At 69.2% G+C, this 19,701-nt stretch carries 13 protein-coding genes, 1 tRNA gene and 2 pseudogenes; 4 read left to right on the top strand and 12 right to left on the bottom strand.

Annotated features, from left to right (window positions below; genetic code table 11):
- Positions 1–6 precede the first annotated feature (6 nt).
- The 3 genes from ftsH to IPI43_02560 form a co-directional block, all read right to left on the bottom strand.
- On the bottom strand, positions 7–1,938 hold the full coding sequence (gene ftsH / locus IPI43_02550) for an ATP-dependent zinc metalloprotease FtsH (GenBank protein MBK7773008.1): 1,932 nt from the start codon (positions 1,936–1,938) through the stop codon (positions 7–9).
- 60 nt (positions 1,939–1,998) lie between these two features.
- Complete coding sequence (gene tilS, locus IPI43_02555; protein MBK7773009.1) at positions 1,999–2,967, bottom strand: tRNA lysidine(34) synthetase TilS; 969 nt, start codon at positions 2,965–2,967, stop codon at positions 1,999–2,001.
- A gap of 121 nt (positions 2,968–3,088) precedes the next feature.
- On the bottom strand, positions 3,089–3,712 hold the full coding sequence (locus IPI43_02560) for a hypothetical protein (protein ID MBK7773010.1): 624 nt from the start codon (positions 3,710–3,712) through the stop codon (positions 3,089–3,091).
- Positions 3,713–3,981: 269 nt separating this feature from the next.
- On the opposite strand from IPI43_02560, the gene IPI43_02565 reads away from it, so the two are divergent.
- Positions 3,982–4,440 (top strand): winged helix-turn-helix transcriptional regulator, encoded by a 459-nt coding sequence (locus tag IPI43_02565; protein MBK7773011.1) that lies wholly within the window; start codon positions 3,982–3,984, stop codon positions 4,438–4,440.
- A 15-nt stretch (positions 4,441–4,455) separates the two neighbouring features.
- Complete coding sequence (locus tag IPI43_02570) at positions 4,456–5,235, top strand: enoyl-CoA hydratase/isomerase family protein (GenBank protein ID MBK7773012.1); 780 nt, start codon at positions 4,456–4,458, stop codon at positions 5,233–5,235.
- Positions 5,236–5,251: 16 nt separating this feature from the next.
- On the opposite strand, the gene IPI43_02575 is transcribed toward IPI43_02570, so the two are convergent.
- The 5 genes and pseudogenes from IPI43_02575 to yajC form a co-directional block, all read right to left on the bottom strand.
- Positions 5,252–6,757 (bottom strand): DUF642 domain-containing protein, encoded by a 1,506-nt coding sequence (locus tag IPI43_02575; GenBank protein MBK7773013.1) that lies wholly within the window; start codon positions 6,755–6,757, stop codon positions 5,252–5,254.
- Between the two features lie 115 nt (positions 6,758–6,872).
- Positions 6,873–8,561: a single-stranded-DNA-specific exonuclease RecJ gene (gene recJ / locus IPI43_02580; protein MBK7773014.1), complete on the bottom strand. Its 1,689-nt coding sequence runs from the start codon at positions 8,559–8,561 to the stop codon at positions 6,873–6,875.
- Positions 8,562–8,646: 85 nt separating this feature from the next.
- Positions 8,647–9,785: pseudogene (gene secF / locus IPI43_02585) on the bottom strand (protein translocase subunit SecF).
- Positions 9,786–9,789: 4 nt separating this feature from the next.
- Positions 9,790–11,661, bottom strand: coding sequence for a protein translocase subunit SecD (gene secD / locus IPI43_02590; GenBank protein ID MBK7773015.1), 1,872 nt, complete (start codon positions 11,659–11,661; stop codon positions 9,790–9,792).
- 54 nt (positions 11,662–11,715) lie between these two features.
- A complete protein-coding gene (yajC, locus tag IPI43_02595) occupies positions 11,716–12,150 on the bottom strand; it encodes a preprotein translocase subunit YajC (protein MBK7773016.1) in 435 nt (144 codons plus the stop codon).
- A 258-nt stretch (positions 12,151–12,408) separates the two neighbouring features.
- Here yajC and IPI43_02600 point away from each other — a divergent pair, with 258 nt between their 5' ends.
- Positions 12,409–14,127: a DUF4388 domain-containing protein gene (locus tag IPI43_02600; protein MBK7773017.1), complete on the top strand. Its 1,719-nt coding sequence runs from the start codon at positions 12,409–12,411 to the stop codon at positions 14,125–14,127.
- A 72-nt stretch (positions 14,128–14,199) separates the two neighbouring features.
- Positions 14,200–15,120: a branched-chain amino acid transaminase gene (locus tag IPI43_02605; GenBank protein ID MBK7773018.1), complete on the top strand. Its 921-nt coding sequence runs from the start codon at positions 14,200–14,202 to the stop codon at positions 15,118–15,120.
- 236 nt (positions 15,121–15,356) lie between these two features.
- Here IPI43_02605 and IPI43_02610 read toward each other — a convergent pair whose 3' ends face one another.
- From IPI43_02610 to rpoD, 4 genes and pseudogenes are all read right to left on the bottom strand, one after another.
- Positions 15,357–16,076 carry a hypothetical protein gene (locus IPI43_02610; GenBank protein ID MBK7773019.1) on the bottom strand — a complete coding sequence of 240 codons (720 nt, stop codon included), beginning with the start codon at positions 16,074–16,076 and terminating at the stop codon, positions 15,357–15,359.
- 442 nt (positions 16,077–16,518) lie between these two features.
- Positions 16,519–17,284, bottom strand: a pseudogene (locus tag IPI43_02615) (glutathione S-transferase N-terminal domain-containing protein).
- A gap of 479 nt (positions 17,285–17,763) precedes the next feature.
- Positions 17,764–17,837 (bottom strand) — tRNA-Ile (locus IPI43_02620).
- Positions 17,838–17,847: 10 nt separating this feature from the next.
- Positions 17,848–19,701, bottom strand: coding sequence for an RNA polymerase sigma factor RpoD (gene rpoD / locus IPI43_02625; protein MBK7773020.1), 1,854 nt, complete (start codon positions 19,699–19,701; stop codon positions 17,848–17,850).

Here is a 19,701-nt window from a genome sequence, read left to right on the forward strand (position 1 = left end):
CCACCCTCAGCCGGGGGTGGGTACCTCGCGCGGCCGCGGCTGGAAGATGGAGCCCTTCTTCTTGTCCTTCTGGTCGCGGCGCTTCTCCGCGTAGCTCGGGACGATGATGTGGCGGTTCGGGGGCAACGGGCCTCCGCCCATCACGGCCTCGATCTCTTCGCGGTCCAGCGTCTCGCGCTCCAGCAGCGCCTCGGCAATGGCCTCGAGCTTGTCGCGGTTGGCCTCCAGCAGGGAGCGCGCCCGGGCGTACTGCTCGCGGATGATCGTGCGGACCTCGTCGTCGATCTCCTTGGCGGTCTCTTCCGAGTAGTCCTTGTGGTGGTTGCTGCCCAGGAAGCCCGAGTCTTCCTTCTCGACATAGGCCAGGGGCCCCAGCTTCTCGCTCATGCCCCACTCGGTGACCATGGAGCGCGCCAGCTGTGTGGCCTTCTTGAAGTCGTCCGAGGCGCCCGTGGTGAGCTGACCGAAGACGATCTCCTCTGCGATGCGGCCGCCGAGGGCCATGGCGATGCGGTCACGCACCCACGCCGCCGAGTAGCTGAGGCGCTCCTCGGAGGGCAGCGACATGGTCACGCCCAGCGCGGGACCGCGCGGGATGATGGTGACCTTGTGGATCGGGTCGTGGTTGGGCAGCAGGTTGGCGACCAGCGTGTGACCGGCCTCGTGGTAGGCGGTGGTCTTCTTCTCCTTCTCGCTGATGACCATGGAGCGCCGCTCGGAGCCCATGAGGACCTTGTCCTTCGCCATCTCGAAGTCCTGCATGGAGACGAAGTCCTTGTCCTGGCGGGCCGCCAAGAGCGCGGCCTCGTTGACCAGGTTCTCGAGGTCGGCCCCCGAGAAGCCCGGGCAGCCACGCGCGATGATCTCGAGCTCGACGTCGTCGTGGAGCGGGACCTTGCGGGTGTGCACCTGCAGGATGCCGAGGCGCCCACCCAGGTCGGGGCGCGCCACGATGATGCGGCGGTCGAAGCGACCCGGGCGCAGGATGGCCGGGTCCAAGACGTCCGGGCGGTTGGTTGCGGCCACGATGATGACGCCGTCCGTGGACTCGAAGCCGTCCATCTCCACCAGCAGCTGGTTGAGCGTCTGCTCGCGCTCGTCATGACCGCCGCCGAGGCCGGAGCCACGGTGCCGACCGACCGCGTCGATCTCGTCGATGAAGATGATGCACGGCGCGTGCTTCTTGCCCTGCTCGAACAGGTCACGGACGCGCGAGGCGCCCACGCCCACGAACATCTCCACGAAGTCGGAGCCGGAGATGCTGAAGAACGGAACGCCGGCCTCGCCCGCGATGGCGCGCGCCAAGAGCGTCTTGCCGGTGCCCGGAGCGCCCATGAGGAGCACGCCCTTGGGGATGCGGCCGCCGAGGCGCTGGAACTTCTTCGGGTCCTTCAGGAACGCGATGATCTCTTCGCAGTCGTCCTTGGCCTCGTCGATGCCGGCCACGTCTGCGAAGGTGACCTTGTTCTGGCTCTCATTGAGCAGGCGCGCCTTGGACTTGCCGAAGCTCATGGCCTTGCCGCCCGACGCCTGCAGCTGCCGCATGAAGAAGAAGAAGATGCCCAGCAGGAACAGCATGGGGAGCCACGTGAGCAGCGCACCCGCGAGGATGTTCTCCTCCTTGGGCTGGTACTCCACGCGCGCGCCGCTGTTCATCAGCATCTCGTTGACCTGGTCGCTGAGGATGCCGAACGTCTCGCGCGGCTGCGGCTCCGGGCGCTCGCCGTCGGCTCCGCGAACGCGGTAGCGGTAGTGGCCCGTGGCATCTTGGGTGCGCACGACCACCTCGGTGACCTTGCCCTCCTGGATGTCCGTGACGAACTCCGTGAACGCGACGGCGCGCGGAGGCTCGCTGTGCGAAGACACCATCGTCCAGATGGCGACGAACATGAGGATGAGGAGGACCCATAGGAGCAGGGTCTTGTGGCTCTGTTTCACAGCGAACCTCGTGTGCGGGGTGCCGAGATCGGGAGGCGCCCCGACCGAGGATACCCCGTATTACACATATAACTTTGTGGTCTCTTCCGAGCCGGGGCGCAACCCCCCTCGGTCGTGGTCTCTTCCAGCAGGCGTGCGCTCTTCGACCAAGTGGTCGCCCACCCGACGAAAGGAGACGCCGCGTCCGACGAGGATGTGAGCCCCGGCGCCCGCCCGAACGGCTTGCTCGAGCTCCAGCAGGTGCGCGCGACGGCACGTGACCGCTGGCGTGAGCGCGCCCTCGACGAGCTGACGGAGGGCCTCGAGCCGCAGCGCCCTGGGAGCCGCACGGAGCGTGAGGACGTCCAGGCAACGGAAGCCCGACTGGGGCACGAGGGCGGCGTCGAGGAGCTGCGCTCCTTGGCGCTCGACGAGCTCGACCAGATCGCGGGCGTCATCGGCCAGCTCGGCGAGGTGACGGTCCACCTCGGCGTCCTCGACGCGTAGCGCTGGCAGCGTGACGTGCCGCAGACGAACGCGCTCGAAGGCATGGTCATGATTGCTTGGGTCGGTCACCGCCACCAAGACGTTACGTCCGTCACGCATGCGCTCGTCGGCGCCCTGCCCGCGGGTTTCGAGATAGGCGTGCACGTCGGCGCGCGCGCAGTCGATGAGCGGACGAACCACCGCGTCCTCGCGCGCGGGAGCGATGCCGCGCAGGCCGCGCACGCCGCTGCCGCGTAGGAGCCGCGCCAACACGGTCTCGGCTTGGTCATCGCGGGTGTGGCCCACGGCCACCACGTCGGCACCGAGCTCGCGCCGCAGCGCTTCGAGGGCCTGGTAGCGAGCCTGGCGTGCTCGTGCCGGCGCTCCCGGACCGGGCTCGAGCGCGAGCGCGAGGCCACGGAACGGGACACCCCATCCCTGCGACAACTGCGCCACGTGCTGCACTTCCTCAGGCGCTTCGGGACGCAAGCCATGGTCCACGGATGCCACCGTCACCGTCAGCGCGAACGCTTCTGCGAGGCCCACGAGCACGTCGGCGAGCACGACGGAGTCGGGCCCCCCGGAGCAGCCCACCAGGACATGGGCGCCGTGGCGAAAGAGGCCACGGCTCTGGATGGTCGCGCGAACGGTGGCGATCAGCGGTGCCAGCGCTCCGCCTCGCGCCTCAGAAGACGCCGCTGAAGAGCGAGATGCGCACCTCGGTGGTGGGGCGAACCCCCAACAGCAGGTCGTCGCGGGTGGTGGCGCCGCGGCTGGAGACGGCCACACCGGGCATGCCCAAGTGCAGGCCATACTCGCTGCGACGTAGCAGGCCGCTTCCGGCACGGGCGATGCTCTCGCTGCGACGGCGGGCGGACGCCTCGGCCTCGGCGGCAGGAGAAGCCGGCGCGGCTTCGTCCTCCTCGTCTGCGGACTGCACGTCTTCATCATCCGCGTCGTACGAGCGCAGCGCGACGGTGAGCACCACCGTGGGCACGATCAGCGCGATGCTGATGGCCAGGATGGCGGTGGAAGCCTCCACCTGGTTGTTGCGGTCGAGGCCGTAGTACCCGCCGAGGGCACCGCCTGCAGCGCCGATGGCCGGGAAGACGACGAGCGCCCACCACTGGTCCAGGCCTGCAGCAGCCGGGATGACCAGGCCGAGCTCGGCGCCCAGGATGCCCAAGCCGAAAAGGCCCTTGAACCCTGACTCCTGCTGAACGAGAGCGGGTTGCGCGTCTGCGCGGGCGGGGTCCACCGCGGTGACGGCGAGAGAGAGAGCCAGGGTGATGGCGGCGACACGAAGCATACGGTGAACCATGGAGCCCCTCCGAGAGCGGAGAAGAAGTACGTCGACCGGGGAGTGTAGAGGAGTGTGCTGCTGCTGGCTAGATCGCGTGCCGCTCGAAACATCGAGCCGAGCCCCCGGAAAGCACGCGACGGAGGTAGGTTGTAGCGCACCCGCCGAATGTTCACCAGGGTCATCTGGTCGCCCGGGATTGACCGCCGCCCCCCTTCGATTTATTTAGCGTACGAAATATGCCCGGGGCATCCACCGAGAAGAACACGCGCGACGCGATGCTCGACCTGAAGCAGGACGTGGATCCCATCCTCGAGACATTCGTGTTCCTCTACACGGAGAGCCGGCGCGCCACGAAGGACGTGGCCCGCGAGCACGGTCTGACCGGGCCGCAGGTGACGGTGCTCAAGCTGCTCGAGGGGGTGGGCGATCTCTCGCTGTCCGAGCTCTCGGAGCGGATCCAGGCGCGGAACAGCACCATCACGGGGATCGTCGACCGCATGCAGCGGGACGGACTGGTGGTGCGGCGCCGCTCCGAGCGCGATCGCCGGGTCATCGAGATCGTGCTGACCCCCCGCGGTCAAGAGCTGGCCCGCGCCATCCCGGTGCAGCCCATGCAGATGTTCGCGTCCGCGCTGCGCTCGCTGCCACGTGAGGACCGCGAGGCCCTGCGGCGCATCCTGCGCGCCATGAGCGATCACGTTCGGACCCTGACCGAAGACGCCCCGCCCACCTGAGAAAGAGACGAGACCATGGAAGACCGAGGATATGGAGCGATCACCGTCGGACTCGACGGCCACGTGGCGACCATCACGCTCAACAACCCGGAGCGCAAGAACGCCCTCTCGCCGCGCATGGTGAACGAGCTGCTCTACGCGCTCGACGACGCGCGGGACACCCCGGCGGTGCGCGTCATCGTGCTGACCGGCGCGGGGGAGTCGTTCTGCGCGGGCGGCGACCTCAAGCAGATGGCGGGCGACGGTCCCGAGCTCGAGCGCCGTGGCGACTTCGACGACCTGTTGCTGCGCTTCGTGGGCCTGCACAAGCCCGTGGTAGCCGCCGTGCGGGGGCATGCCATGGGCGGCGGGCTGGGGCTGGTGGCGGCGGCGGACTTCGCCATCGCCGAGGCCGACGCGACGTTGGGCACCCCCGAGATCAAGCGCGGGCTGTTCCCCATGATGATCATGGCCCCGCTGCAGCGGGTGATGCCGCGTCGGGCACTCATGAACATGATGCTGCTGGGCGAGAAGCTCACCGCGGACGACGCGCTCGCGCTGGGCATCCTCTCGCACGTGGTGAAGCCCGGTGAGCTGGACGCGAAGGTGGCCGAGGTGGCGGGCAAGCTCGCCGCACAGAGCCCGACAGCGATGCAGATGGGGCTAGCGGCGTTCCACCACCAGGCGGACATGGGCATCAAGGCGGCCGTGCCGTACCTGCGCGACCAGCTCTACGCCCTGCTCAAGACCGAAGACGCGAAAGAAGGCCTGATGGCCTTCTTCCAGAAGCGCGCGCCCGTTTGGAAGGGGCGCTAGTCAGTCAGCCGGGGGCTCAGCGCCAGCGGCCACGGCCACGACCGCGACCCGGGCCACGGCCATCCACCGCGATGAGCGAGACGTCGTCCACGTAGCCGCCGAGACCGTTCGAGCGGCCCACGTGGCGCAGCTCGATGCGCGTGCTGTTCCCCGTCGCCTGGAAGCGGATGGTCTGGTAGCTCCACTGCGTGTCGCTCAGGTGGCTGCCCTCGGCCTCGAGGGTGGACACGACCTGTCCGTTCAAGACCACCGCCACGCTGTTGTCCACGCGCGGCGTGCCGGGACGCGCGCTGAACGCGAGGCGCAGGTCGTAGTGCTGTCCGGGCACCGTCTGCACGTCCTGATAGATGGCCGATGACGAGTGGCTGTCCAGCTCCACGAACTGCGCGCCCTCGGCCGCGCGGCCCGCCACGTTGTTCTGGAGCTCGATGCCGGGGCCGGACGCCAGCTGCCAGCCGGGCAGCGCGGAGAGCACCTGCCACGTGCCGGGCGCGAGGCGCTGCTGCTCGAAGCCGCCGTCGAAGAGCAGGTTGCCCCCCTGCTGGGGCGGAGGCTGCGTGGGCTGCGGCTGCACCACCACGGGCGGCGGGCTCTGCGGCTGCACGATGACCACGCCGATGTTCGAGCGCGCGTCCGGGCCGGCCGGGCGGTCCACCCGCCACCAGCCGAGCGCGCCCTGCTGGCACGAGTAGGCCTGGGCATAGCGAACGCGGACCTCGTAGGTGCCGGGCTGGTTGGGGATGACCAGCTGGAAGCGCACGGTCTCGAAGCCGCGGCTGTGCGAGCCACCGTTCCACACGCACTGCTGCGCCTGGGCCTCACCGCCGAGGCCCACGATGACCTGGTTGATGGCGCCGCCGCAGCCGGGGCAGTTGTGCTGGATCTCCATGGTGCCTTCGACCACGCCGCCGTTCGACACCGTGATGGAGGGGCCCTGACCGGCGAGACGCACGTTGCGCACCACGAAGCGCCCGGGCTCCTGGAACACGGGCGAGTACTGGACCTGCGTCACGGGCTGCGGCGGCACGTACACCGGCTGCGGCTGCGGCTGGGTGGGGACGTAAACCGGCTGCGGGTTCTGGGGCGGCACGGCGCCCTGGCCTGCGAATGGCATGGGGACGTCCACGGCCACGGGGTTACTGTTGTACGGGACGGTCTGCCCGAGGGACTGCGCCGCCTGCAGGATGGCGTTTCCCATCACCACCTCGAGGCACGAGGTGTACTGGGGGCCGCCGGGGTTCTGGCTGGCGTTGACCTCGAGGCGCCCGTTGAGCGTGCGCACCACGAAGCGCGTCTGCGTGAGCGGAGACGTGGCCCGCGAGAGGAAGCGGTCGCACGAGCGCAGGTCGTTCGCGCCGAGCGAGCCGGCCCGGATGAGCTGGTCCTGCAGCTGCATGTCCGGGTTCTGGAGCGGGGTGGCCGTGGGGCCCCCGCGCTGGGCCAACGCGGGCAGGGAGCCCACCGTCAGCAGGACGAGGCAGAGCAGAGCAGGGATGCGGCGCAGCGCGCGTGTCGGCTTCATGGGTTTCCTCGGAGCTTCCGGGCGCGCAAGACTGCCGCCACGGCATGAACGTGCCGGACCGACGCCCAGCGCAGCAAGCGTATTCAGCGAGCCGGGCTCGGGACAGGACAGCAGGTCAGGGCTGGATGAGCGCCTGGACGCTGAGCTCCAGCGCGCCGCCGCCGCGATAGTGGTCCGGTGACAGGGTGCCCACCGCCACGATCTCCGTCGCCACGCTGTCCGCGCTGGGGCCCCCATCACGCTGGAAGGCCGTGAGCTTCTCGCCACCCGCCCGGAGCGTGAGCTTCAGGTGCTGGCCGTCACCCACCGCGCGCGCATCGATGACACGCGCGGCCAGCGCGAAGAGCGGCGAGGGGTTGCCCTCGCCGAGGGGCTCGAGCCCCTGCAGGTCCGTCGCGCTGGGCAGCGCAAAGGTGTCTCCCACCTCCACGTCCACCAGCGGGAGCGGGCGTGTGTGGTCGCGACGCGGAGTGGCGGCCGCGAAGCCGGCCCGCAGCGCGTCGAGCCGCGCCTCGTCCATGGACAGCCCGGCCGCCATGGCGTGGCCGCCGAACTTGAGCAGGTCACCACGGCACGCGCTGAACGCGTCGTGCAGGTGATAGCCATCGGGCGTGCGGCCGCTGCCGTGCCCCACACCCGCTTCGTCCAGGGCGATGACCACGGCGGGGACGCCGAAGCGCTCCACCAAGCGCGCCGCCGAGATGCCCACCACGCCACGATGCCAACCTCGCTCCGCCACCACGATGCCGCTCGTGGGGTGGTCGCCGTAGACCGTGCGGGCTTGCGCCACGGCCTGCTCCGTGACCGCGCGCTCCACCGCCTTGCGCTCGTCGTTCAGCTGCTCGATGCGCCCGGCCAGCATGCGCGCGTCCACCGGGCTGCGCGCGCGCAGGAGCTGCAGCGTGAGCACCGGGTCCGCCAAGCGCCCGGCTGCGTTGAGGCGCGGCCCGAACTTGAACGCGATGTCCTGGCCACCGATGGCCGTGCCCGGGCGCACGCGGGCGTTCTCGCGCAGCGCGGCGATGCCCGGACGCGCGTTGGGCGCCCCCAACAAGCGCAGGCCCGCGCGCACCAGTCGCCGGTTGTCGCCCTCGAGGGGCATCACGTCGGCCACCGTGCCCAGCGCCACCAAGTCCAGCCAAGGGCGCAGGTCCAACTTGCTGCCGAGCGCCGCGCGGACGCCCGCGCCCAGGGTGAAGGCGAGGCCTGCGCTGCACATCCACTTGAACGGGAACTCACAGCCGGGCTGATGTGGGTTGAGGAAGGCCAGCGCCGGCAGCGGCTCGTCCGGCACCAAGTGGTGGTCCACCACGATCACGTCCACGCCGCGAGCACGGGCGGCGGCGATGCGCGGGTGATCGCTGCTGCCGCAATCGCACGTGACGATCACGTCCGGAGACACCGCGAGGCAGGCGGCCAGCGCCGGCTCGCTGAAGCCATAGCCGCCCGCGAAGCGGTTGGCGACGAACGGCATCACCTCCGCGCCGAGCGCCTCCAGCACGTCGCTCAGGATGGCGGTGCTGGTGGTCCCGTCCACGTCGTAGTCGCCGAAGATGGCCACCCGCTGGCCGTGCTTCGCGGCGAACGCCAACCGCTCACACGCCTCCGCGCGGCCGCGCATGCCGGCTGGGTCGGACAGCCCACCCAGGGTGGGCTCGAGGTAAGAGCGCGCTGCGGCCACCTCTCCCAAGTTCCGGTGCAGCAGCACCTGCGCCACGCTGGCACCCAGCCCCAGCTCTCGCCCGAGGGCGCGTGCATGGGCCACATCGGGAGGCCGCAGCCGGTAGCCCGGGCGCTCGATCACCACGCCCCCCTCTGCGTGCGCGAACGGGCCCTGAACGCGATTCGCCCGCCGGGTGGCGGGCGAAGATCGCGCAGAGGGCTGGGCGTCACGCCGCCTTCGCGAAGAAGCGCCGGTCGATCCACTCGGTCATGGGCGCCGCCACGTAGATGGACGAGTACGTGCCGACCGAGATGCCGATGAACAGCGCGAACGAGAGGTCCTGGATGACCGACGTGCCGAACACGAAGAACGCGCTGACCGAGACCAGCGTGGTGGCCGAGGTCATGAGGGTGCGTGAGAGCACCTGCGACGAGGAGATGTTGATCAGCTCGCTGAGGCTCTTGTCCTTGTAGCGGCCCATGTTCTCTCGGATGCGGTCGAAGATGACGATGGTGTCGTTGATCGAGTAGCCGAGGATGGTGAGCAGCGCCGCGATGGTGGTGAGGTTCATCTCCTTCTGGACCAGCACGTAGATGCCGACGGTGATGACCACGTCGTGGAACAGCGCCAACACCGCGCCCGGCGCGAAGCGCAGGTCGAAGCGGAAGGCCACGTACACCATGATGAAGGCCACCGCGTAGAGCAGCGACTGGATGGCCGCGTCGCGCAGCTGCTCGCCGGCCTTCGGGCCCACCCACTCGATGCGCAGCGGCGCCGCAGGGGCGCGCTCCCCGAAGGTGGCCTGGAGGTCCTGGAAGACCGCGTCGCCCACGCCCACCAGCGAGGCCTCGAAGCGGTGCTCGGCGGTGCCGCCGAAGCGCGTGACTTCGCGCACGGAGACGCCGTTGTCGCCTTCGCCCTCGATGGCGCCACGGATGACGGCCACATCGGCTGGGCCGGAGAGGCGCAGGCTGATCTTGTCGCCGCCGGGGCTGACCTTGTACTGCAGCACCGTGACGTCGCCGAGGGCGCTCGTGAGGCGCGACTCGATGGCCGCTTGACCTCTTCGGTGATGGCAGACGTCTCGTTGACGCGCAGCATGTAGGTGTTGGCGCGACCCTCCACCGTGACGACGTCGGCGCCGGGGTGGCCCGCTTCGCTGAGCGCCTCGCGGAGCTCCGTGGTGGTCACGGCGCCGTTGAACTGCACCTCGAGCTCGGTGCCGCCCGAGAAGTCTAGGCCCAAGTTGGCACCGGGGTAGAACAGCGACGCGAGGCTGAGGATGACCAGGGTGGTGGACACGCCGATCACCGGGAGGCGATAGCGCATGAAGTCGATGTACGTGTCGGGCTTGATAAGTTCCATAGTGTCACCCGACCCGCAGACGCTCGACCTTGAGGCCACGCACGATCCAATCGAGCATGACCCTGGAGCAGAAGATACCCGTGAAGAGAGAGGTCACGATGCCGAGCATGAGCATGACGGCGAAGCCCTTGATGGGGCCGGTGCCGAACTGGAAGAGCACGATGCCCGCGATGAACGTGGTGATCTGGCCGTCGAAGATGGAGGAGAACGCCCTCGAGAAGCCCTGATCCACCGCCGCGCGAGGCGACTTGCCGAGGCGCAGCTCTTCTCGGATGCGCTCGGTGATGAGCACGTTGGCGTCCACGGCCATACCCACGGTGAGCGCGATGGCCGCCACACCGGGCAGCGTGAGCGTGGCGCCGAGGGCCGCCATGAGCGCCAGCAGCAGGACCACGTTGAGCACCACCATGACGTCGGCCACGAGCCCGGCCACCTGGTAGTAGATGGCCATCATGAGGAGCACGAGGCCGATGCCGATGAGCGCGCCGAGGCCGCCCTTCTCGATGGAGTCTTGGCCGAGCGTGGGCCCGATGAGCTGCTCGTTGGCCGGGCGGAGGGGCGCGGGCAGCGCGCCCGCCTTGAGCACGACCACCAGGTCGTTGGCCTCTTCGATGGCCTCTTGGCCGCCCATGCCGCCGCCGAGCGTGATCTGCGCGTTGCCGCCGCCGATGCGCTGGTTGATGACGGGGGCACTGAAGACCTTGTCGTCGAGGACGATGGCCATGCGGCGCTTCACGTTGCGACCGGTGAGCTCCTCGAAGCGGTCCGCGCCGCGGGTGTTGAAGCGCAGGCCGACGTACGGGGCGTTGCCCTGGGTGGGGTCGAACGCGACGGCCGCGTCTTCCACGTCTTCACCCGTGACGTTCGCGCTGCTGAACACGTAGAACGTGCGCCAGCCGCGGTCTTGGGCGCGAGCCGTGGGGCCCCCGACCTCGCCCATCAGGAGCTCGTGGCCGGTCGGCACGTCCAGCGTGGCAACGTAGGCCTCGAGGCGTTGGTAGGCCGCGACCGACGACTCTTCGCCATCCGCCATGGCGGAGAACAAGTAGGAGACGCTCACGCTCGGGCGCTCTTCGCCTGCCGAGGTGCTCTCGACGAGCATGGTCACGCCCTCGGGCAGACCGTCGCGGAGCCCGGCGACGTAGTCACCCTCGTCGTCGAGCACCTTGAACTCGAGGCGAGCGGTGCGGGCGATGATGCTGCGGATGCGCTCGAACTGCTCCTCGGTGGCGCCGGGGACCTCGACGATGATGTCGGAGTCGCGCGCCATGACGGTGGTCTCGGCGATACCGAGCGTGTTGATGCGCTCTTCGACGGTGTGCTGGGCCTGCTGCACGGCCGTCGCCCGGAGGGTGTCGAGGTTGTCCTCACGCATCTCCAGCGTGACGACGTTGCCCGTGGTGGACACGATGCGCATCTCACCGAAGCCCTCGTCGCGGAGCCAGTCACGGTCGAACGCCTGGGGGACGCTCCCGGTGAAGGTCACCGTCGCACGGAGGCCGCCACTCAACGTGGCCACCTGCACCTGCTCGGCCACCTGCTCGAGCTGCTCGCGCGTCGCGGTGTCGGCGTCGTTCTCGCCGTACACTTCGAGCAGCACGCCCAGCTTGCGCACGAGCTGTTCGCTCAGGGTGTCGCGGCGATCACGGATGTACTCCTCGACCTCCACCTCGTACTGCAGCCGCAAGCCGCCACGGATGTCGAGACCCGGGCTGATGCGGCCCGAGAACCACTCCGTGACGAGCTCCGGCGCCGTGCGCCCCGCGTCGGGGTCCGAGGACACCCGCCAGTCGTCGATGGTCGGCCAGAGCTGGAGCCCCGCCAAGAGCGCGACACCGACCACGGTCGCGAAACGTAGGTACAAGCCTCTATCCATGAGTCCCTTGTGAGCGGTGTTCCCCGCTCGGCGTGAACGTGTGCGAGCGCACGCTCAGTCCTTCTTCTTGTCGGCTTTGTCAGCCTTGTCCGACTTGTCGGCCGGGCTGGTGGTGCCGGAGTCCGTGCCCGGAGCTTCCTTGCCCAGGATCTGCGCGCGAAACACGTTGATCCGGGTCTTCGGAGCGATCTCGAGGATCACGTCCCGATTGTCGTTCGAGAAGCTGACGATCTCGCCGCGGATGCCGCTGTTGGTGCGGACGATGTCCCCCTTCATGAGGGCCTTCAGCGTGACCTCTCGCTCCTTGGCGCGCTTCTGCTCGGGGCGCAGCACGAAGAAGTACATGAACGCCAGCATGACCACGAGCATGAGCATCGTGGACGAGCCACCCGCGCAGCCATCGAGCGGGCTGGCTGGTGCTCCTGCGCCACCCGTGGCGCCCGCCGAGTCGGCGGCGCCGCCCGTGGACTCCGGTTGCAATCGGAGCATGAATTCGTAGAGCGTCGCGAGAGGGGCCATGAGTCGGCGGGTTCCAGTCGAGCGGGGGAAAGCGAGGGCGGGCGGTGCCCGCTACGAAGTGAGCGGCTGGGGAAGCTGGCCCCCGGTGCCCCGCTGGGCGCGCGAGTACTACTCCATGGGCTCACGGTGGTCAATACGCACGGGAACCCGCACCATGGACGGCCCAAGGGGTCGCCACGACGCGAATCTCGGCCCGTTCCGCGCAGATGCGGTACCTTGCGGCTCGCGATGGTCTCGAGCTCAGTGCTAGTGGTGCTCCCCGACGACGACACCCGTCGTCGCTTGGTCGCGGCCATCGAGCGGGCCGGCTACGACTGCCTGGGCGTGCCGAGCGGGGAGGCTGCGGTCGACGCCTTCGTCCAGCGGCCCGTCGACATCGTTTTCACCGCGCTGCGGCTGCCGGGGCGGGACGGCGCCGCCACCATCGAGTCGCTGCGCTGGGCGCCAGGGGGTGAGCAGGCTCACATGGTGCTGCTGGGGGCGCTGACGGACTCCCCCGCCCTCCAGCGCGAGGCCGCCCGGCTCGGGGCGCTGACCTGCTTGGTGGGCGACGTCTCGGACGGGGACCTGCTGCGCGTGGTGGAGAACATCGTCCGCCGCGAGCTGCGCCCGGACTCCATGCCGCCCCCGGCCATGGACATCGGGACCAAAGACGACACCCGCCGCTACACCCGCACCGACAGCTCGGAGGGCGACGCGGTCGAGCGGCACCTCGGCAGCGGGCTCAGCGCCCCCGACGCGCTGCAGGGGCGCCTGTCGGACGTGCCCTTCGCGTCGGTGCTGGTCCAGATCTTCGAGAGCCGCGCTACGGGCGCGCTGGCCCTCAACAGCGCCGGTGACCCCCGCGCCACCACCACGGGGGAGTCGCCGAAGAAGGTCATCTTCTTCCGCCGCGGTGTGCCCCAGTCCGTGCGCTCCAACCTGGTGGAGGAGTGCCTGGGTCAGGTGCTGCGACGGCGGGGCATCATCGACCAGGGCGTGGTGGACGACTCCCTGCTGCGCGTGCGCGCCGGTCAGGGGCGGCAGGGCGCGGTGCTCTTGGCCATGGGGGCCATCACCCCGCACCAGCTGCGCGACGCCCTCGAGCACCAGCAAGAGATGAAGGTGTTGGACGTCTTCGGCTGGTCGGCCGGCACGTTCGAGTTCGCCGACATGGACCCTCCGCAGGAGACGCTCACGCTCGAGATGTCGCTCTTCGAGTTGGTCATGCGCGGCGTGCGCGAGCGCATCCCTCCCCCGCGTGTGGTGGAGCTGGTGGCACCCACCCTGGACCGCTTCGCCATCCCAGTCCCTGACCGGCTCGCACCCTTCCGGCGGATGGACCTCGCGCCGGAGCTGCACACGCTGCTCTCGCAGCTGGACGGGCGCTCCACCCTGCGGACCCTGCTGGGCGGCCCGCCCACGGCGCGCACCACGCTGACGGGGTTCATCTATACGCTCACGTGCGTGGAGGCCATCGAGCTGCGCGACGGTCCGCTCGAGCACAGCGTGTCCCAGCTCCCCAGCGACCCCACGGCGCGACCGACGGCGCCCCCGGGTGAGCTGGCCGCCGTCTCGAAGCAACACCTGGACAGCGCGCTCACGGCCTTCCGAGAGGGCGAGCAGGCGCTGGCCATCGGCGCGTTCGAGACCGCCCTGGACGCGTTCGCGCGGGCCACCACGCTCGATCCGGACGAGGGCCTCTACTGGGTGTATCTGGGCTACTGCCGCCACGCCTCACACCGCGACGACGCCGAGGAGGCCGACCGCGCGCTGGCCGAGGTGGTCGCCGGCTGTCGGCTGGTGCCACGCGTGGCCGTGGCGCACTTGCTGCGCGCGCGTGTGCTGCGGGACCGCGCCAAGTGGTCGGCGGCGCGCAACGCCTACGAGCGTGTGCTGCACATCGACCCGGACGACCAAGAGGCCATCGAGGGGCTGCGGGCCCTCGCGACGCTGTCCGAGTCCTGACGGGTGTCGACGGAACCCTCGCAGAGCGCGGTCGGTCCTCGTCAGGGAGACGTCCTGTGCTACAAGGGCGCCATGGTCGACAAGGTCGAAAAGATCTGGATGGACGGCGCGCTCATTCCTTGGGACGCCGCTCAGGTACACGTGCTCACCCACACCCTGCACTACGGTCTCGGGGTCTTCGAGGGCATCCGCTGCTACAAGCTCGATGATGGGCGCTCCGCCATCTTCCGGTTGGAAGAGCACATCCGTCGCCTGTTCGACTCGGCGCGCATCTGCACCCTGCCCATGCCGTACGACCACGACACCCTGGTCGAGGCCTGTAAGGAGACCGTCCGCAGCAACGGCCTCGACGAGTGCTACCTGCGTCCGCTCGCGTTCATTGGCGACGGCGCCATGGGGCTCGGCGCCCGTGACAACCCCACCCGTGTCTGCATCGTGGCCTGGCGCTGGGGCGCCTACCTGGGCGACGAGGGCGTCCAGAAGGGCATCCGCGCCAAGATCAGCTCGTTCAGCCGCGCGGGCGTCAACTCGCTCATGGCCAAGGGCAAGGTCTGCGGCCACTACGTGAACTCCATCCTCGCCAAGCGCGAGGCGCTGGCCGCCGGCTACCAGGAAGCCATCATGCTGGACCCGCAGGGCTACATCTCCGAGGCCAGCGGCGAGAACATCTTCGTCATCCGTGACGGGGTGGTCTCTACGCCCGCGCTGGGCGCGTCCATTCTGGGCGGCATCACGCGCGACTCGGTCATCACCATCCTGCGCGAGATGGGCGTCCCCGTGGTGGAGCGCTCGCTCGGCCGTGACGAGCTCTACATCTCGGACGAGATCTTCATGGTGGGCACCGCCGCCGAGGTCACCCCCGTGCGCGAAGTGGACGACCGGCCCGTGGGCAAGGGCGTGCGCGGCCCCATCACCGCCGAGGTGCAGGACCGGTACTTCAAGGCCGTGCGCGGGGTGAACACGCCGGTCCCTGGCTGGCTCGACATCATCTGAGAGGCGCCGCCAAATCGCCCGGGCGCGGCTTTCGTCCTCGCGACCGGGCTCGAAATGCAGGAGCATTCCTTCGCCCGTCCGCTGCGGGCGCGCTCGCGCTCGGACGATTTTTCGGCGCCTCTCCCCAGCTGAGCGCCTCGAGGGTGCCAGCTGGCCGCGCTTGGGCGAGCTGGCAGCGTTCCTTCAGCCCGCGCTCTCGCCAGCTGGCTGGGTCCCGCGACTTGGCAGCCGTTGTGTCAGCCCGCGCTCTCGACTAGGGCTCGGTAGATGACGATGCGGCGGCACTGCGGGCAGTCGGTGAGCTCTTCGCCGCGCTGCATGTTGATGAAGAGCTGAGCGGGCAGCGCCATGCGGCAGCCGGGGCAGGAGCCGTCGGCCACCACCACCACGGCGTCCATGTACTTGGTGCGCAGGCGCTCGTAGCGCTTCACGGTGGAGGGCGAGATGCGCTTCAGCAGCTCGTCTCGACCGGAGGTGACCTTCTCACGCTCGGCGCGGAGCTCGGTCAAGCGCATGCCGCTCTTGGTCTCTTCCGAGCTGAGGATCTCGCGGGCCTCGGCGAACTGCGCCTCGCGCTGCGCCATGGCGGTGCGCTTGGCGGAAAGCGCCTCGTCGGTGGCGCCGAGCTCGCCTTCCTTCTCACGGATGCTGCGCCGGAAGGAGTCCACTTCGCGCTGTCCCGCGTCGCTCTCCTTGGTGTTCTGCGCCTGCGCCAGCTTGGACCGCCCACGGGCCAGCCCCTCGACGCGCTCGTGGATGGCCTCGGCCAGCCGCTTGCGCAGCCCCTCGGCCTCATCGAGCTGCGCACGCTCACGGGCGAGCAGGCCCTCCAGCACCGCCACGTCCGCCGCCATGGACTCGAGCCGCGCGGGCGTGTCCTTCAGCTCCTGGTCGTAATTGACGGCCGCGGCATCCATGGCCGCCAGCTTCGAGAGTGCCACCAGCTCTTCACGCACGCGTTCTGTCTCCTGTCAAAGCGATGACAGGCCCTTAGCGTGACTGGCTGGCGGAAGCAAGATCCATCCTCGGCCCGCTCTCGGGGGTTCTCTGGTGAGGTGAGCGATGGGAGCGGGACGGGCACCCTGGTCTGCGGGGGCGCTCGCGCTGGCGCTCGCTCTGATACCTCCCTGAAAACGGCACTCGCGCTACGCGCTCCGTTTGTTTTCTGGGGCCCATCAAGCCCTGCTGCCCAGCGCGCCCGCCCCCCTCCACGGTGACGCGCGGAGAGAGCGCGCGTGTGGCCCGGCTGGGAGTCCGGCTTCCGCCTCGTCTCGTCGGGGAACTCGACTGAGCTCGACGGAGCGCGGAGCGTTCCCTCGAGTCCCGGCGCTCATCTGAACCCGACTGCACGCGGCCGAGTCGAGCGCGCTCGGCCCCGACCGACCCGTTCCGGAGCGGTCACCTCGGGCCGTAGTTGGTCGAGAGGTAGCGGAGGATGCGGGCGGACTCGAACATCTCGGTGCCCGTATTCGGATCCACGAGGTAGGGCACCTGCACGCGCCCGGTGCGCTCCTGCAGCGCCTTGCGGTTGCGCTGGGTGGGCGCGTAGTCGGGCGCGAGGAGCTCGCGCAGCGCGGGAATCACGATCCACTCGACGGGCTGGTTGCGGCCGCAGTTGCGGAGGATGTAGGGGAGCTCCAGCTCGCACAGCCGCTCGCGCACCATGCGCGAGAAGGGGCTCGACTCGAAGCTGTAGAGCTCGAGCGCGTGCTCCGGCAGCCGACCGGGCCGCGCCTTGATGCCATGCCCCACCCGCAACGCCGACGCCGCCATCGACGGCGAAGTGCGCAGGGCCTTGATAGCCGCATGGCTCGGAGCCCCACCGCCCGCGTAGGTCTCGTAGAGATAAGCGACGATGTCCGCCGACTCATAGAGCCGCGCCCCCGTGTTCGGGTCATGCAGATAAGGGAAGAGCTCCTTCCCCCCCCCGCGCCCGCACCTCGGGCCGAAAGCGCTCCCCACCCTTCGGGCACGGGAAGATGCGCGCATCGAGGTCGAGCTCCGTCAGCACGTTGCGGACCACCCGACAGAACGGGCAGTTCTCCATCTCGTACACCTCGAGCAGCTGCTCGGGCTGCCGCGCCGCCCGGAGGATCTGCACGCCCCAAGGCCCCGCGGCGAGCGAGGCAGCGAGCGAACCAACCGAGTCGAAAGTGTGCTTCATGAACGAACCTCTCACCGTGCGGGACCGCGCAGAGTCCCGCACTGTAGATCCTCCCACGCCGCGCAGTCACAGCATCTGAGCCCGAAGGCACCGCGGCCCACGGCCGTACCGGACGCGTTCCGTCGCGCTGCACGCTCATCCAAGCCCACCCGCACTCCGGCGAGCACCCCCTCAACCGGCGGAGCCCCGAGCCCCCGTCTCATTCCGGCGGGCCCCCTCGAGCCAGCTGAGCCCATCCGGCCCCACGCACTCCGGCGCGCCCAGCGAGCTCAATCCACGCTCGCGTGGAGGGCGACGGGCGCCCTGGGCAGCGGGGGTGGGGGGGGCCCCATTTCAGCGTCCGCAGGACGCACGGAAATGGGGGAGGCACCCGAGGGAGCGCCAGCGCGACCGGCCCCGCAGACCAGGGTGCCGTCGCCCTCCTCACGATCACGCCCGCATTCGAACCCGGTGCGAGCAGGAGCGCATGGAAAAAACGGTGGGCCCACCTGGACTTGAACCAGGAACTACCCGTTTATGAGACGGGGACTCTAACCAATTGAGCTATAGGCCCGAGCGCGGCTTCAGTTTTCCATGAAGCTGCGGAGCTGCTTGCTGCGGCTCGGGTGGCGCAGCTTGCGGAGCGCCTTGGCCTCGATCTGCCGGATGCGCTCGCGCGTCACCTCGAAGTCTTGACCGACCTCTTCGAGCGTGTGGTCGCTCTTCTCGCCGATGCCGAAGCGCATGCGCAGGACCTTCTCCTCGCGCGGCGTCAGCGTCTTCAGCACGCGGCGGGTCTGGTCCTCGAGGTTGCCGTTGATGACCGCATCCACCGGCGACACCACCGACTTGTCCTCGATGAAGTCGCCGAGATGCGAGTCTTCCTCTTCGCCGATGGGCGTCTCGAGGCTGATGGGCTCCTTCGCGATCTTGAGGACCTTGCGGACCTTCTCGAGCGGCATCTCCATGCGCGCCGCGATCTCTTCCGGCGTGGGTTCGCGACCCAGCTCCTGCACCAGGTAGCGCGAGGTGCGGATGAGCTTGTTGATGGTCTCGATCATGTGGACCGGGATGCGGATGGTGCGCGCCTGGTCCGCGATGGCCCGCGTGATGGCCTGCCGAATCCACCACGTGGCGTAGGTGGAGAACTTGTAGCCGCGGCGGTACTCGAACTTGTCCACGGCCTTCATGAGGCCGATGTTGCCCTCCTGGATGAGGTCCAGGAACTGCAGGCCGCGGTTCGTGTACTTCTTCGCGATGGACACCACCAGGCGCAGGTTGGCTTCCACCAGCTCGGCCTTGGCGCGGTCCGCCGAGCGCTCGCCCTCGGCGAGGTCACGGTAGGTCTTGCGCAGCGCCTCGATGGGCAGCCCCGCCTCTTCTTCCACGGCGTGCAGCGCCTTGAGCGCCTCGCGGCAGGCTTCGTCGGCCATGTGGATCTTCTCCACCGAGCCGTACTTGCGCGCGAGCCTGCGCTCGACCGCCTTGCTGGCTTCCATCTCGCGCATGACGCGCTTCATGTCGGCGTGCTTGAGCCCGCCCACACGGCGCTCGCACTCCTGCACGTTGCGCTCGGCGCGCTCCACCTTGCGGATCAACGTCTTGATGCTGAGCACCATCCGGTCGACCTGCTTCTTGTTGAACTGGATCTCGGCAAGGGCGTGGATCTGCTCGCGGCGGTTCTTGAGAAGCTGCTGCTCGAGCGACTTGCGCGCCTTGTCCACCAGCTTCTTGTCGAGGAGCTCTTCGCGGATCTTGGCGGAGGCGGCCTCGAGGCGGCGCACCTTGTCCACGATGCGGACCACCGCGTCGCGCACTTCGTCGTCCGTGGCGGTGGTGTTCGGGTCGCCGAACTTGGCGACGTCCTTGACCACGTCCTTGATGCGCAGGCGCTGCTTCTTGAGCGCGTCGCCCATCTCCACGATCTCGGCGATGCCCGCGCGCGAATTGAGCAAGACATCGAACACCCGCATGTCGCCGGCCTCGATGCGCTTCGCGATCTCGACCTCGCCCTCACGGGTGAGCAGCGAGACGGAGCCCATCTTGCGCAGGTACATGCGCACGGGGTCGTTCGACTTGGCGGCGTAGGCGTCTTCGCTGGCGGCCGGCGGCAGCGTGGGGGTCTTGACCTTCTGGGCCTCGGGGCGGCGCTTGACCTGGCTGGCCTGGTCCACCACCTCGATGTCCTCGTTGCCGAGCCACACCATCAGGTCGTCGATCTGCTCGGACGTCACCATCTCGGGAGGCAACGCATCGTTGACCTCGTCGTACGTGAGGAAGCCCTTCACGCGCCCCCGCTCCAGAAGCGCCTGAACCTCGCGTCGTTCCCGACCCTTGCCCTTGGAATTACGGCCCGCCTTCGTCGGCTTGCCGTTGCCGGACGGGGTGCTCGTGCTGTCCATCGTGTCGTCGTCGGGAGCCGGGATATTCGTCGCCAT

The organism is Sandaracinaceae bacterium, assembly GCA_016706685.1.
Lineage (GTDB): Bacteria > Myxococcota_A > Polyangia > Polyangiales > Houyiibacteriaceae > JADJJE01.

Coding starts and splice junctions, on each gene's coding strand:
- IPI43_02560 (MBK7773010.1), bottom strand. CDS start 3,712: ATGCTTCGTGTCGCCGCCATCACCCTGGCTCTCTCTCTCGCCGTCACC.
- IPI43_02565 (MBK7773011.1), top strand. CDS start 3,982: ATGCTCGACCTGAAGCAGGACGTGGATCCCATCCTCGAGACATTCGTG.
- IPI43_02570 (MBK7773012.1), top strand. CDS start 4,456: ATGGAAGACCGAGGATATGGAGCGATCACCGTCGGACTCGACGGCCAC.
- IPI43_02575 (MBK7773013.1), bottom strand. CDS start 6,757: ATGAAGCCGACACGCGCGCTGCGCCGCATCCCTGCTCTGCTCTGCCTC.
- secD (MBK7773015.1), bottom strand. CDS start 11,661: ATGGATAGAGGCTTGTACCTACGTTTCGCGACCGTGGTCGGTGTCGCG.
- yajC (MBK7773016.1), bottom strand. CDS start 12,150: ATGCTCCGATTGCAACCGGAGTCCACGGGCGGCGCCGCCGACTCGGCG.
- IPI43_02600 (MBK7773017.1), top strand. CDS start 12,409: ATGGTCTCGAGCTCAGTGCTAGTGGTGCTCCCCGACGACGACACCCGT.
- IPI43_02605 (MBK7773018.1), top strand. CDS start 14,200: ATGGTCGACAAGGTCGAAAAGATCTGGATGGACGGCGCGCTCATTCCT.
- rpoD (MBK7773020.1), bottom strand. CDS start 19,701: ATGGCGACGAATATCCCGGCTCCCGACGACGACACGATGGACAGCACG.